Below are 14,400 nucleotides of genomic sequence, written 5' to 3' on the forward strand. Positions count from 1 at the left end.
TGACCGCATGCGCTGGGGGATGTTGACTATAGGTCGCTATACCGCGGCAGCAGGTCGTGCTCGACGAGACGCATTTCAATGGACGCCGCGACCTTGATGTGCTCTTCGTTGTCTACAGAGAAGGGCTCGTCGCGGATGCTCACGATGATAGTGCCCTGCTGCCCCCCGTCCTTGTCATGGACGGCGATCAGTTCTTGCGCCTCGGGCACCTGTTGCGTGTTGATTGTGCGAGGAAGATAAAGCATCCAGCCGACTCCAGGCCGATCATCAAACACTTTATGGATTGCTTCGTATCTTGCTTCGCTCACAGAAACAAAGGGTGCCGGCCAGATAGGCAAAAGCGATTCGATGAGCCGCACGACGCTCTTTTTTTCGGCCAGCGCAGGCACCTTGGACCATTCCAGGCTGAACGTGGAGTTAGTAGGCGACTCGGTGCTGAACAACAGATGCCGCATGAGCATCAATCCATCTTTTTCTATGCCGTTCCAAACGACGATGGATCGCATGTCTTCATTGGTCCGACCGCGGTCCTTTTCTTTGAAAATCGCCAATGCAGCCGCCGACGGGCCGTCTTGCTCAAAAGCTCGATTTCGCAAAGCATCTTCTGGTGTGTCCGCTGGAGGGCACCAATCGTCCAGCGGCAGTCCGAGACCAGCTAAAACCATCGCCACACGCCACACGTCGTTGATCTGTACTGACGCAGCCGGCAGGGTGGGCAGCATTGAACGATATGAAAGTGAGAGGTCCATGACTTATGGCTTATAAAAAGAATTGATACGGTATAAACCGAGCGTTCGGAATTCGCGCTTCATGCACAGGTACATGGTTTCCTCCATGAAATACCAATCCAGAGCCGCAGGCGGACTTTTCATCACGATTCCATGCTGCGCAGTAGCTTGCTCAATCAATTTGTCGTATTTCCCACTGAGCACATAGAACGTTTTGGGCTTCAATTCTCTATCATCGAAAAAATTGGTGAACAATGCTTTCGCTTCTTGCAGTAAGCAGCGATCTGCGTGAAAACCATCGAACTCCCTTCCCATGTAGTTCCATTCGGTTCCGGGCGCATATCCGGTCACCCTGGCCTGATAGGCACGTGATGCATCGGACATGCTGTGATTGGGGTGCGATAGAAATCCAGCGGTCGGCGGGCAATCTTTGCATTTTTCTTTCGACTGCGTCGCGACATCAACCTTTCCTAACGCCGAACTCTGCGCCTCTTCTGCTTTCTTGTTGCGATCTAAGATGGTGGCGGTCCCGACGCCGGTCGCGGTGGCGGCCGCACCAATGCCAAGCCAGGTGAGGACCTCGCCGGCCAGCGGAATGATGGGCAACGCTACCATGCTCGACTCTCTTCCTCACGTTGTTTGGCTGTGGTGCCCAGGTGGCGCAGCACGGCTTTCATCTCATCCAGGCGCTGTTCCGGCGTGGCACCGGGCTTGCTGAGATAACGCTGCGCTCCCGGCCGCTCGAACAGCGCGGGATAGTCCGCCGACATATACATCATGTAGATCAGATGCCCCGTGGATGCGAAACCGAGATGGCGGCCATTGTCATAGGCCGCCTGCATGCGCTTGAGGACTTCTTCACGTCCGGGGTCTGTGCGCATGTCTTCGCGCTCGGACAGGAACTGATCCGCCACCGCCGCGATGAAGTTCTGTACATCGCGCGCGAGGAATTTTTGATATTGGGCTTCAGTGAGTGTCAGCATGATGGCGGCCGATATGAACGCGACGACCATTGAGCAGCAGATGCCACTCGACGATGTCGCCGAAGAATTGACGGCGCTGGTCGTCGTCCATGTCTTGCGCGATGGTTGCCAGCACGCGCGGGTCCCAAAACCGCAGCATGGCGGTACGGCCATCGGGCAAGTGCACATCCAGCCGCTGCCGCAGCGCCGCGCCAAGGGACTCGATATCGAGTGGCGTGATGATCCACGTGACCGCATGCGCGGCGAACTCGAGCTGTTCGATCTGCTTGACCAGCCCGGCACTGGCAGTCTTCGGATCAATCAACCATGGGCCGGCATCGGCTAGCGCACCGTCTGCCGTACCATGCAACAACGCCAGCGCCCCGGGCTGCGCACCCAGCGTTTCGCCGGTGACGTGTTCCTGATACTGCAAACCGTCGACCAGCGCATGCAGATGCAGCGAGGGAGCGCCGAGTTGCGCTAAGCGGGCATTGAGTTGGTCGATCATTCGCGCACGATCATGGATGCGCCCGACTTGGCCGCGGCGACCATGCAGCTCAGGCAGATACCGGACTCCTTGGCGTCCTCGGTGAGTGACGCGGCGGATGCCGTATCCATTGCTGCGGATGAGCTGGCAGAGCGGCCCGAACTCGATTCTTCCGCATGTGTGCTCACGGCCTGGCTGGCAATAAGCGTCGCGCCGCAGGCGGTCTTGTCACCTTCACGGGCGGGCGCCTGGCCCATCGATGTCATATCGCCGGCGCCGTTGGCAATCGGAAACGTGCCTTTGCATCGCGGACAGGTAGTGAGGTCACCAACGCGGGCGACCGCCTTTCCGTGCAACAGGAAACTCTGATCGCCGGAAATGACAGTGCCGCCATGGCTGGTCTTGTCCCCGACAGTGATGAATGGACGAGTCACGCTCCCTCCCCGATGTTGTCTTCGACACAATGCGCCGATGAGCTTTAATGGGCATTTTGATGGGTTGCGACATTGAATGTTCCCAGCAGGCGAGAATTTCATTTGAGACGTGTGGCGGGCCGGTAGAGAGGCGCAGAAGGGATCACCGCGAACCCGTGAGACTAATGAATAATTATCAAAGTGATATCAAAATAGTGCCATTCCGGCCTCGCGCGCGCGGTTGCCCCCACCCCGCGCCTGCCCGCTACATAGGTCCTTTTGCAAGATGACTACGGCGTCCGACCACATTGAGCTTGCAACTGATGCAAGGAATTTCTCTTAATTGCTGTATATGTCGCAGCTATCTAATGCATCAGACCGTATAGATGGAGCCTGCTCCATGCACTAAAGTGATCCTCATCATTTGGAGGACTTTATGGCAACGCGTGCATTTATTGAACAAACGGGCGGACTGGAAGTATTGCGGTTGGAGCCGGTGAAAGAACAAACCCCAGGTCAGGGCGAAGTCTGGATCAACCAGACCGCAGTAGGCGTCAATCCCCTTGATGTGAGCCAGCGCGCAGGGCAGGCGCCGCTCCGACAGGTTCCTACCGGTCTGGGTTGGGAGGCCGCCGGGGTCGTCGCCGCAGTCGGCGCCAAGGTCTCCGGGTTCAAGGAGGGAGACCGGGTCGCCTACATGATGGGGCCCATCGGCGCATACGCAAGCGGCAGGCTCTATCCTGGAGAGAGGCTGGTTAAGCTTCCCGATGACTTGAGCGACGAGGGTGCGGCGTCGCTGATGTTCAAAGGCATTACCGCAGAGTATCTCCTCAGTTCGGTATATCCTGTGGGCCCGGGTACTCGCATTCTTCTCTACGGTGCTTCCGGTGCTGTTGGACAGATCATGGTTCCATGGGCAAAACGGCTAGGTGCCTACGTCATCGGCGTGGTGTCAAAATCGTCCAGCGTGGAGCGCGCCAGGAAGGCTGGATGCGACGAGGTTCTGGTATTTGATGCCGCGACCCTGGCCGAGAACGTCGCCGATATCACCAGAGGTCAGAAAGTCGATGTTGTCTATGACGGCGTGGGCAAGGTATCCTTCCAAGCCTCGCTTGACTGCCTGCGTCCGCGCGGAATGATGGTTTCCATGGGAATGACCTCCGGTGCACCGCCTGCGTTGGAAATCGGGACATTGAATGCCAAGGGGGCGCTCTTTCTGACTCGTCCCTCACTGGCGATCTACACCGCTGACAATGCAGAATACCAGGCCCGAGCGGCCAGGGTTCTGGCCGCATTCGCCGACGGAGTCATCCGGCCAGTGGCCCGTCACAGCTACCGCCTCGATGAAGTGGCGCAAGCACATAAGCTACTGCAGAGTGGGGAAGCAGAAGGCGCGGTTATACTTCGCCCTTGACGGGAACATAGCTCCGTCGCCTGCGCAACTGCGCGACGGAGATTTTCTATGAACCCATTCGATAGCAAAAACAGTGACCAAATCGCAGCGCTTCTGGCCCTTAACGAAGGCACTTCGTTTGTGGCGGCCGGAAAGCTTTTGCAGCGACATCCAACTGTAATCTCGAAACGTGTTGCGGAGCTCGAATCCAGGCTCGGGGTACGTTTGGTGGAACGAACTACCCGGCAAGTACGTTTTACTGAAGCCGGCCTACAGTATATCCAGCGCCTAGATTCCGTCCGAACGGCCTTATTGGATGCAGATGCTGAAGTAGCGGCCAATTCCCACCAAGCCCAGGGGACATTACGGCTGGCACTGCCTACGGCGATGGGCCGTATTTGGCTCGCGCCGCTGCTAGCGGAATTCGTCCGGGAGCATCCTAACCTTTCACTGCATGCCGAGTATTCCGAAAAATTTGTCGACATCATCACCGAAGGCTTCGATGCCGCGATCCGCATCGGCGAACTTCCGGACAGCCGGCTCAGGGCGACGAGGCTGTGTGAGAATCACAGGATCCTTTGCGCTTCCCCGTCCTACTTAAAGCAGCGCGGTGTTCCGCAGTCCCCATCCCAGCTGACATTCCACAACTGCCTGGGTTTTACCGGACTTACTTCCTTCCCTGCTTGGAAGCTGTATCGAGGAACGACTTGCGAATCAGTCCCGGTAAGGGGCAACATGACCAGCAACGACAACGAAGCGCTTCTGGCTGCAGCCATCGCCGGCGTGGGAATTTTAGCTTGCGGTTACTGGCTGGTAAGTCGGGAAATTCGTTCGGGGGGTCTGCAGCAGGTTTTGCCAGATTGGGAGCTGGATGCCAAGTCAGGCGTTTACTTTGTAAGGCCGTCTGTGAGTCATGCGGCGGCTAAAGTTAAGACCTTCAAACAGTGGATTGAAAAACGACTTCAGCCCGCCCCGCCTTGGCTGATCGAATAAGCTCTTCCAACAGAAATCTTTGCTCACCGAATCCGGCAGGCGCAGTAGCTATGACCGCTGCTGGCTGATTTCCGACCTTATGAAACTGTATAAGGACACTCGGCAGACTCTGACCTGCGGCGCTAATTTGTAGCCAGTTAAGTAGTGAGTCTGTCGTCGATCCTATCGGAATCCGACATGCTCGACGTATCGTGGCTGGCAGTTGGTAATGATGTGCACTGTGTGGCCTGCGTTCGTTTTAGAAATGGCGCCATTTTTCAATCAAGACCTTGGCCTCGGCACAGCTGCGAAACATTCTCGGTTGAGCAATTCCTCGCGTACTTACCGTTAAAGCCCTCAACGAATCCGTTCTGCCAAGGACTGCCCGGCGCGATAAAGGCTGGCCCGACCAAGGCATCCCTCAGCCAACGCATCACTTTGGCTGCTGTGAATTCGGCCCCGTTATTTGATCCTACGTACACTGGTTCTCATGCAGACGCATCAGTCTGGAGAGCGTCAGGATCACATCTTGCGAATGCAAGCTGGCGCCAACCTCAATGGCCAAGCACTCCCGCGTGTATTCATCGATTACGCACAGCATCTTCAACGAACGGCCATCAACCATCTGGTCGTGTACGAAGTCGTAGCTCCACACGGAATTGGGCTTCGTAGCGCCCGGCAGTCGCACGTCATCGCCACAACAGCGCCGACAAGGTCGTTTGCGGGGGATGCTTAGCTTCAGCGCGCTCCATAGCCGTCGAACACGCGCCTGCCCAAGCGTCAGCCAGGCCGACACCCGGCGATATCCGAAGCGCGGTACTTCCTGTGAAGCCGCAATCAATTTTGCGGCCAGATCGCGATCTTTTTCCGGCTGCAGTGGCTTGTAGGTCGCACCTCCCGGTTACGTGCCTGGTGCCGCACCTGCAGGGCCAAGCCCTGCCCCGCATCGGTTCGTTGCACGGCATCCATGCGCCGTACTTCATGGCACTCTTGTTCGAGATGGGTGAGCTCGCATGCAAGCGGGCCTTGCTGTGTATCGGTTGTACCGGGCGGCACGCCTGCGTGGGAGGCAACCGAGTCGCGGCGTCGCTGGCGTTTTCTGCCAAGTTCGCCATCGGGATTGAGGGGGTCAGGCATTTCTTTCCTCGACACGCCAATCGCCAATCGATGGCGTTTTTTCGGACAGGCGGCGATGTCCTTCGCACTCCCTCTTTCATGACGATGCCGAAAAAGCCAACACGCGCCGGAGGTGATAACGAATGCTGCGCGCTCCGTGAAGCGTTAGATGTAGGTGCAACGACTATAGAACCGTCATCCTCAGGCGCAACCGGAGGCGAGCCATCGATGAAAGGCAGCGGCATCGAATAAAAACGTTACTAAGTGCGCTAGCACACAGATAGATCGACAGCCCTAGGCTATAGTCAATCAACCGCCGCCGGCGCGATGCTGGCGATCGAATAGCGTGCCTACCGCGCCATCGTTGTCCCTATCCACCCCACCCTGTCGGCAATCATCGGGCTCTCAGGCCACGGTTTGCGATGGCCAAGTGAAAGATCCAAAACCGTGAATCCAGACCATTCCTGCCTCGAGGAAGAGCTTCCCCTGCGCGACGAACTGTTCAGTGCCCAGCAAATGGAACAGTATGGGATGCAACTGGCCATAGAACACCGGCTCGGCTCGAACCGGGGCAGCGACAGGCTGCTGCAACGACTGGCCGACAACCAGGCGCTGATCAACGCCACCTGCGCGCTCCTGGGCGATGCCGTCAAGGCCGGACGGCAGGTGACACCCGCAGCCGAATGGCTGCTGGACAACATCTACCTGATCGATGAGCAGATACGCATTGCCAAGCGCCACCTTCCCAAGAACTACAGCAAGGCATTGCCGCGCCTGGACAACGAAGGCCAAAAGGACCAGCCGCGCGTCTATGACATCGCACTGCAAACCATTGCGCACGGCGACGGCCGGATCGATCCGGACATCCTGAGCCGCTTCGTCAGTGCTTATCAGCATCTTGCGACATTGAAGATCGGCGAATTGTGGGCGATCCCCATCATGCTCAGACTGGCGCTGATAGAAAACCTGCGGCGGATCGCGGCACGACTGGCACAGACCAGGCAACACCGCAACCTGGCCCACGACTGGGCCGACGCCATACTGGAGGTGGCGCAGAAGAACCCGGCCGAACTGATCCTGATCGTGGCCGACATGGCGCGTTCCAAGCCACAGCTGCAGAGCTCCTTCGTCGCCGAATTGGTAAGGCGCCTGCAGGCAAAGGGCGCGGCGCTGAGCTTGCCGCTGACCTGGCTATCCCAACGCCTGGCGGAATCGGGCTACAGCATCGATCAGTTGATCCAGCACGAAAGCCAACAACAGGCCGCAGACCAGGTCTCGATCAGCAACAGCATCGGATCGCTGCGTTTCCTTGGCCAGATGGATTGGCGTGACTTCGTCGAGACCATGAGCAAGGTAGATCGCACGTTGCGCGACGATCCGGCCGGCGCCTATGCACGAATGGATTTTGCCACCCGCGACCGGTATCGCCATGCGGTCGAGAAAATAGCGCGCAGCACCGGACGTGACGAGTCCGATGTCGCCGCCGCGGCCATCGACTCGGCCGGCAACGCCTGCCAGGCATTGGGGGCCGAAGACCGCTAATCCCATGTCGGCTACTACCTGATCGGCGCCGGGCAGCGTCCGCTGGAGGATCTCCTCGGGGCGCGCCGGACATGGCTGCAGGCAGTACGCCAGGCCCTGGCTGCGCGGCCGTTGGCGATCTACCTGGCGAGCATCTCGGCATTGACCCTGGCCCTGGCGCTGGGCCTGACCGGGATGGCGTTACAGGGTGACGCCGCGCATTGGCCACAGCTACTTGTGGTGCTGTTCGGGCTGTTGATGGCGCTGCCATCGAGCCAGCTCGCACAGTCGCTTGTCAATTGGGCGGCGACGCTGATGGTGAAGCCTGCGTTACTGCCACGCATGGATTTCTCGACCGGCATCCCGGCGCATGCCGCTACCCTGGTGGCGGTGCCGTCGTTGCTGCAAAGCCTGGTCGGCGCGGAGCATCTGGTCGATGCGCTGGAAGTGCGCTTCCTGGCCAATCGCGATCCCGGCCTGCGCTTTTGCCTGCTTACCGACCTGGGCGATGCGCCCACGCAGAATCTGCCAGGCGACGCTGCGCTGCTGACTGCCGCCGTACAGCACATCGAGCGCCTCAATAAGAAATACCCGCGCCCGCACGGCGACTACTTCCTGCTGCTGCATCGTCCTCGCCGCTGGAACCCGGCCCAGGGTTGCTGGATGGGGCACGAACGAAAACGCGGCAAGCTCGGTGCGCTCAATACCTTGTTGCTGGATGGATCGACAGCACAGTTTTCATGTGTCGGCGGCAACATCGCAGGCCTGGTCGGCACCCGTTACGTCATCACGCTCGATACCGACTCCGGTTTGCCTCGCGACGCCGGACGCCAGCTCGTGGCAACCATGGTGCACCCGCTGAATCGGCCGCTGCGCGACGTCCGCCGCAATATCGTGGTGGCAGGTCATGGCATGCTGCAGCCGCGTATCACGGTCGGTTCCGCCAGCGCCAATGTCTCGCGCTTCGAGATGCTGTATGGCGGCGACGTCGGTATCGACCCTTACACCCGTGCGGTATCCGATGTCTACCAGGATCTGTTCGGCGAAGGCTCTTTCACCGGCAAGGGAATCTACGACGTCCAGGTATTTGAACAGGTGCTGGCCGGCCGCCTGCCCGAGAACCGGATCCTGAGCCACGATCTGCTCGAGGGGTGCTATGCGCGCTGCGCACTGATCAGTGACGTGCACGTCAACGAGCAGTATCCGTTCCGTTACAGCACCGATGTCAGCCGACGCCATCGCTGGATCCGTGGCGACTGGCAGATCGCGGCATGGATGATGCCTTGGGTCCCGTTGCCCGCGGACAGCGGGGCGTCATCCGCGGCGCATGAAAGGAACCCGCTTTCGCCGTTGTCGCGCTGGAAGCTGCTGGATAACCTGCGCCGCAGCCTGGTGGCACCGGCGACCACTGCCATGGCGCTGGTCGGCTGGCTCTTTCTTGATCAAGCTTGGCAATGGACCTTGACGGTGCTGGCAATGGCTTTCCTGCCGGCGTTGCTGTCGTCGCTGTTGGACCTGTTCAGATGGCCAGCACAGACCAGCCTGGCCCAGCACCTTGCCGCGCGCCTGGACAGTATCGCTAACCAGGCGCTGCACGGCCTACTGGCGATCGGCTTGCTGCCTTACGAGACCTGGTATCAGGCCGATGCCATCGTACGCACCCACTGGCGCTTGCTGGTGTCGCATCGCAAGCTGCTGGACTGGGTCGGCTCGACCGATATCCACTTGCGCTCTGCGGACCACCTGCGCGGCTATTACGGAGCCATGTGGAGGTCGCCCCTGCTGGCGTTTTGCGCCGCGCTGGCCCTGGTCCTGACGCATCCCGTGGGTCTGGTCTGGGCAGCGCCGGTCCTGCTGCTGTGGTGGCTGGCCCCCTACATTGCCTATCATCTCAGCCAGCCGGTGGCGCCGCGCCCGGTGGCCCTGGATGATGCCCAGAAACGTTACCTGGGCGCCCTGTCACGCAAGATATGGTTTTTCTTCGACACCTATATGAGTCCTGCGGACAACTGGCTGCCACCGGACAACCTGCAGTTGCACCCGGTGGAGGTGCTTGCCCATCGCACTTCGCCGACCAACATCGGACTGGCCCTGCTGGCAAATGTAAGCGCCTATGATTTCGGCTACATCACGCAGGCCAGGCTGGTCGAGCGCACACGGAATACTTTCCGCACCATGGCATCGCTGGCGCGCTATCAGGGACACTTCTACAACTGGTATGACACCCGCACTCTGCAACCGCTGCAGCCGGCCTATATCTCCACCTTCGACAGCGGCAACCTGGCCGGCCACTTGCTGACCCTGATCCCGGCGCTGGAAGCGCTGATCGACGCCAGCCTGCTGCAGCCGCGACTATTCCATGGCATCGGCGACACGATTGCCGTGCTCGACGAATGGGCCAAGGATTGTCCCCTGCAGGTCCCCATGGACTTGCATCAGGCGCTCCAGGCCGCACACGCCATTGCGACAGACGATATGGCCGGGCAGCACCGGGCCCTGTCCAGCCTGGGCCGGCTGGCGGCGCAATTCAACGCGCAATGCCGGCACCTGGCGGCGTCTGCCGAGGCCACACCGGCTAGCGCGTGCCTGGCCACCGTGGCGCTTGCACTGCAGGTCCAATGCCAGGACGCATTGGCACAACTCGACCACCTTGCCCCATGGCTGGCCCTGGTAACCAGCGACGATTGCCCGTCGCAGGTCGTCGCGCTCAGGACGCTGCTGGTCGCTCCGCTCACCTTGCGTCATATAGCGCAACTGCACCATGCCATTCATTCGGTACTGGCGGCAAGCGCCACCCCACCCGATGGTGCTCTCAGCCTGCCGTTGCAGCAGCTGCTGGCACAGGTCAGGTCCGCCAGCACGCGCGCCGCCGCACGACTGGTCAGAATCGAACGGCTGATGCTGCAGGCCGGCCGGTACGCCTGCATGGAGTATCGTTTCCTGTACGACCCGGCGACCCATCTGCTGGCAATCGGCTATGACGCGACCCAACACCGGCTCGACGCCGGGTCGTACGACCTGCTGGCATCAGAAGCGCGACTGGCTACCTTCGTCGGCATCGCCCAGGGCCAGTTGCCCCAGGACAGCTGGTTTGCATTGGGTCGGCAATTGACCCTGGCCGCAGGCAAGCCGGTCCTGGTGTCCTGGAGTGGCTCCATGTTCGAGTACCTCATGCCACTACTGGTGATGCCCACCTTCGGTCACACCTTGCTGGACCAGACCTACCGCGCCGTGGTCGACGCCCAGATCGCCTATGGCGAACTGCACGATGTGCCCTGGGGCATCTCGGAGTCAGGCTATAACACCTTCGACGCCAGTCTCAATTACCAGTACCGCACCTTCGGCATTCCCGGCCTGGGATTGAAACGTGGATTGGCAGACGACCTGGTCACGGCACCCTATGCATCGGTGATGGCACTGATGGTCTCGCCCCAGGCAGCGTGCCGCAACCTGCAGCACATGCAGCAGGCCGGGCTGGAAGGACGCTACGGTTTCTACGAGGCAATCGACTACACTTCGTCGCGGGTTCCGCGTGGGCAGGACAACGTGGTGGTGCGCTCGTTCATGGCCCATCACCAGGGCATGAGCCTGCTGTCGCTGGCCTACGCGCTGCTCGAGCGGCCGATGCAACGCTATTTCGAGGCGTTGCCGATGTTCCAGGCCACCATCCCCCTGCTGTACGAAAGGGTGCCCAAGGCCAGCAACAATTTCTACTCTGCCTCTGCCCTGTCCGATGTGCGTACGGTGCCAGACGCGCAGAACCTGCCGATCCGCATCATTGACCGCCCTGATCCGGTAGTGCCCGAAGTCCAGTTGCTTTCCAACGGACGCTACCATGTCATGGTGACCAGCGCCGGCAGTGGATACAGTCGCTGGGGCGAGCTGGCCCTGACCCGCTGGCGCGAGGATGGCACACGCGATCATTGGGGCACGTTCTGTTACGTGAGGCAAGTCGGCGAGGCATCCTTCTGGTCCACCACCAGCCAGCCGGCGCCGCCCACGCAGACCCACTACGAAGTCGTCTTTTCAGAGGGCCGAGCCGAGTTCGACCGGAACGACCATGATATCGAGACGCACACCGAAATCATGGTTTCGCCGGAAGACGACATCGAATTGCGCCGCACCAGGTTCAGCAATCGATCGAACCTGGCGCGCACGCTGGAATTGACCAGCTACACCGAGGTGGTACTGGCGCCGGCTGCAGCCGATGTCATGCACCAGGCCTTCAGCAACCTGTTCGTCCAGACCGAAATCGACAGCCTGCGTGGCGCGATCCTGTGTACGCGCCGCCCGCGCTCGGACGCGGAACACGTTCCGTGGCTGTTCCAGCTGCTGGGACTTGACATCAAGGCCGATCAGCTTCGTATCCAGCCGTGCCTGCCGCAGGACTGGCAAGGCTACCGCCTGGAGTATAGCTATCAAGGCACCCCATATCACATCACGATCACGCAACAGCAAGCCGGGAAGGCAGGCCAGGCAGCGTCCCGCTATGTGGTCGACGGCGAACTCCAGCAGCAGGATTTCCTCACACTGGTGGCCGATGGACGAGTACATGACGTTGAAATCCTGGTCCATCGCGCCGCCGCCACTGTCATACCCTGAGTGGCCACAAGCAGGCACTCGGGTTTTACCTGAGGCTGAAACACTGTCTCATCAGGAAACGCACTAAAGGCACTACCGGGAAGCGCCATTATCATGAACACATCGAAAACGGCACATTCCAAGGAAGAGCATCATGATCGGCACCTATCTGTTGACCATCTCCGGCTGCACCGCGGTCGTCATCGTCACCTTCCTTGGCGCGGCCCACTATGTGGCCGAGTGGCACTGGAACAAGCACCCCCTGGCGCGCGTGTCGCAACGGCGGGCTGCCAGCTTTTCATCCCGGAGGTGAGTGTTGCTGGCGCCCAAACAAAAGCGCCCCTGACCAACGGGGTCAGGGGCCACAATCCGGGGGGGACGGATTGTAGGTGGAGTCCCGGGCCCAGGACCATCACCTTGCATTCAATATAGTTATAGATTTGCTTGTGCGCCGTACGCTACCGAACACAGCGCCAGAAAAAATCGGTGCGCCGTCTGTGGAGATCGGATGGCCCATTACGGTATATGCGTCGCGCGGCCGGGACGACCACGAAAGATATCGCCGTCGTCATAGACCTTCTCTCGATGTTCCTGCTGGTCGATATCGGCCTGGCCTGGCGGCGACATCCGAGGATCGGCAGCAGGCGCCGGGCTTGCTTGGCTCGCCTGGCCCGAGGGCCAGGTCCCGGCCAGTTCCTGCCGTTGCCATATCTTCTCCATGCGGGCCTGGGCGGCGATCCTGGCTGTCTCGACTTGCGGCGGATCCGGTGACGGATCGTCTGCGGCAATTTTCCGGGTGGGCATCACTTCTCCTTTGCAAGTCGTTATCCACTGCGCAACACTGCGCCATGTAGTCTGGTCATTCATGCTGCCGACCGCACAGTAGCGTGGCAGCATGCCGATCCGCCGCGATGCGGGCCGGCCTAGAACAGCGATACCGGCATTGGCCTGGTGCGCCGTCCCTTGGTCGCGCGCCAGGCCTTCATCAGGCCGGCTGGATAGAGCGCAAGTATCGCCCGCGCAGCCTGGGGAGAGTCGATATTGAGCCAGTGCCGGTATTGCGATCTTGGCACGATGACCAGGCTGCGCTTTTCCTCGCCCGGCTTGTGAAAGAGGTTCATCAGCGGGTGGCCGTCGGCATTGATGGTGATCTGCGCAAACGAAAACGTGCAACTGCCATCCTCTTCGGTCCAGGGTTTCCAGATACCGGCCACGCAGAATGGCTGGTCGTCGGCCATCCCGATGGCCCAGCGCTCGGCAAATCCCGATTCATAGTTAGGTTCGTAGAACCATTGCGTCGGCAGCAGGCAGGTTTGCACCGTATGCCACTGCCTGGAATAGGCCGGCTTGCTGGCGATGGTTTCGGCACGTGCGTTCATGGTGGACTGCCGGATGTCGGGTTGCTGTATCCGCCTGGGCACCATGCCGTAGGTGCCGACGATCAATTCCGGCGCGCCACCCTGGCCGGCACGAATCACCGGCGCCGCATAGTCTTGCCAGATCTCATCGGACCAGGACGATGCACCGTCGATATCGGCACCGGTGAGCCCGGCAACGATTTCTTTCGAGCCTGCCTTGTAGTTCAAGCACATGTCATGCCTTTCTCTGTCACGCCCTGGTTCCACGCCCTGGTTCCGGTCGTCGCGATTGACGTTAAACCTTGGTGACGCAAGCGTATGTACGGTAAGGCGCATAGCGCTGCGGGCTGGATGTCACGCCCGGCCTGCCGTTTCAATGTTCGATACCGAACGGACGCCGCTCCTGATGCAGCGCATGATCGGACGCACGATGCCTGCCGGCGCCCCGTCCGTTGCGCTGGAGGTCATCATTGTTTTTATTGCGCCAGGACCGGTGGTGTGGACGATAACGCCGATAACGCCGATAACGCGGCGTTGACCCAACAGGAGGCAGTGATGATCGAGTGCCTATTTGTATTTCGACAGCACGGCTGTCGCTCGTCAGCGAGCTTGAGAACCCTACGACGCATGCACGTGGTGCCATCGGTGGGCGATCGCTTATGCCTGCACGATAGCCAGGGCGATGCCGTACCGGCCCGCCAGGTCGTCACCGAAGTGCTTCATGCAATTTCAGCCGAGCAGGACAGGCACACCATCACGGTGTATTACAGCGGCGCCGACGACGCCGACTGGCTCAGGCTCGGCACCTCAAGACACGGTTGAAAAGACCCGGTGGGCTGCCGATGCGGCGGCTTCATCCTCTCGCTGCG

Annotated in this window: 14 protein-coding genes and 1 pseudogene; 6 read left to right on the top strand and 9 right to left on the bottom strand. The window is 60.2% G+C overall.

The window, feature by feature from the left end:
- Nucleotides 1–26: 26 nt before the first annotated feature.
- The 5 genes from PMI40_RS14860 to PMI40_RS14880 are packed head-to-tail and all read right to left on the bottom strand — an operon-like array spanning nucleotide 27 to nucleotide 2,611.
- Entirely contained in the window at nucleotides 27–749 is a 723-nt protein-coding gene (locus PMI40_RS14860; RefSeq protein ID WP_040502113.1) for an Imm52 family immunity protein, read from the bottom strand.
- 3 nt (nucleotides 750–752) lie between these two features.
- Complete coding sequence (locus tag PMI40_RS24395; protein ID WP_008116861.1) at nucleotides 753–1,343, bottom strand: Tox-REase-5 domain-containing protein; 591 nt, start codon at nucleotides 1,341–1,343, stop codon at nucleotides 753–755.
- Complete coding sequence (locus PMI40_RS14870) at nucleotides 1,337–1,711, bottom strand: hypothetical protein (RefSeq protein ID WP_040502121.1); 375 nt, start codon at nucleotides 1,709–1,711, stop codon at nucleotides 1,337–1,339. The genes PMI40_RS24395 and PMI40_RS14870 overlap by 7 nt, the downstream gene beginning before the upstream one ends.
- A complete protein-coding gene (locus PMI40_RS14875; protein ID WP_008116866.1) occupies nucleotides 1,695–2,198 on the bottom strand; it encodes a DUF4123 domain-containing protein in 504 nt (167 codons plus the stop codon). Before PMI40_RS14875 ends, PMI40_RS14870 begins: the two co-directional genes overlap by 17 nt.
- Complete coding sequence (locus PMI40_RS14880) at nucleotides 2,195–2,611, bottom strand: PAAR domain-containing protein (protein WP_008116868.1); 417 nt, start codon at nucleotides 2,609–2,611, stop codon at nucleotides 2,195–2,197. The genes PMI40_RS14875 and PMI40_RS14880 overlap by 4 nt, the downstream gene beginning before the upstream one ends.
- Nucleotides 2,612–3,026: 415 nt before the next feature.
- Here PMI40_RS14880 and PMI40_RS14885 point away from each other — a divergent pair, with 415 nt between their 5' ends.
- Complete coding sequence (locus PMI40_RS14885) at nucleotides 3,027–4,004, top strand: quinone oxidoreductase (RefSeq protein WP_008116870.1); 978 nt, start codon at nucleotides 3,027–3,029, stop codon at nucleotides 4,002–4,004.
- Nucleotides 4,005–4,052: 48 nt separating this feature from the next.
- The gene (locus PMI40_RS14890; RefSeq protein WP_008116871.1) at nucleotides 4,053–4,976 is read left to right on the top strand and encodes a LysR family transcriptional regulator; all 924 of its coding nucleotides are present in this window, start codon (nucleotides 4,053–4,055) and stop codon (nucleotides 4,974–4,976) included.
- 137 nt (nucleotides 4,977–5,113) lie between these two features.
- Here PMI40_RS14890 and PMI40_RS14895 read toward each other — a convergent pair.
- Together PMI40_RS14895 and PMI40_RS24015 are read right to left on the bottom strand one after the other, a co-directional pair.
- A pseudogene (locus tag PMI40_RS14895) lies at nucleotides 5,114–5,847 on the bottom strand (IS3 family transposase); the annotation flags it as partial.
- Complete coding sequence (locus tag PMI40_RS24015) at nucleotides 5,793–6,092, bottom strand: hypothetical protein (protein ID WP_157221567.1); 300 nt, start codon at nucleotides 6,090–6,092, stop codon at nucleotides 5,793–5,795. The gene PMI40_RS24015 and the pseudogene PMI40_RS14895, both read right to left, overlap by 55 nt.
- Before the next feature lie 426 nt (nucleotides 6,093–6,518).
- Here PMI40_RS24015 and PMI40_RS24400 point away from each other — a divergent pair, with 426 nt between their 5' ends.
- From PMI40_RS24400 to PMI40_RS24275, 3 genes are all read left to right on the top strand, one after another.
- The gene (locus PMI40_RS24400) at nucleotides 6,519–7,613 is read left to right on the top strand and encodes a hypothetical protein (protein ID WP_008116874.1); all 1,095 of its coding nucleotides are present in this window, start codon (nucleotides 6,519–6,521) and stop codon (nucleotides 7,611–7,613) included.
- Nucleotides 7,614–7,724: 111 nt separating this feature from the next.
- Nucleotides 7,725–12,194: a glucoamylase family protein gene (locus PMI40_RS14900; RefSeq protein ID WP_008116876.1), complete on the top strand. Its 4,470-nt coding sequence runs from the start codon at nucleotides 7,725–7,727 to the stop codon at nucleotides 12,192–12,194.
- 133 nt (nucleotides 12,195–12,327) lie between these two features.
- On the top strand, nucleotides 12,328–12,486 hold the full coding sequence (locus PMI40_RS24275; RefSeq protein WP_008116878.1) for a hypothetical protein: 159 nt from the start codon (nucleotides 12,328–12,330) through the stop codon (nucleotides 12,484–12,486).
- Between the two features lie 203 nt (nucleotides 12,487–12,689).
- Here the strand turns inward: PMI40_RS24275 and PMI40_RS14905 are convergent, their stop codons facing one another.
- Complete coding sequence (locus tag PMI40_RS14905) at nucleotides 12,690–12,977, bottom strand: hypothetical protein (RefSeq protein ID WP_008116880.1); 288 nt, start codon at nucleotides 12,975–12,977, stop codon at nucleotides 12,690–12,692.
- A gap of 119 nt (nucleotides 12,978–13,096) precedes the next feature.
- Nucleotides 13,097–13,765, bottom strand: coding sequence for an SOS response-associated peptidase (locus tag PMI40_RS14910; protein WP_008116883.1), 669 nt, complete (start codon nucleotides 13,763–13,765; stop codon nucleotides 13,097–13,099).
- A gap of 264 nt (nucleotides 13,766–14,029) precedes the next feature.
- Between PMI40_RS14910 and PMI40_RS14915 the strand changes: the two genes are divergently transcribed.
- Nucleotides 14,030–14,353, top strand: coding sequence for a hypothetical protein (locus PMI40_RS14915; protein ID WP_040502115.1), 324 nt, complete (start codon nucleotides 14,030–14,032; stop codon nucleotides 14,351–14,353).
- Nucleotides 14,354–14,400: the final 47 nt, after the last annotated feature.

Source organism: Herbaspirillum sp. YR522, assembly GCF_000282575.1.
Classification (GTDB): domain Bacteria; phylum Pseudomonadota; class Gammaproteobacteria; order Burkholderiales; family Burkholderiaceae_D; genus Herbaspirillum.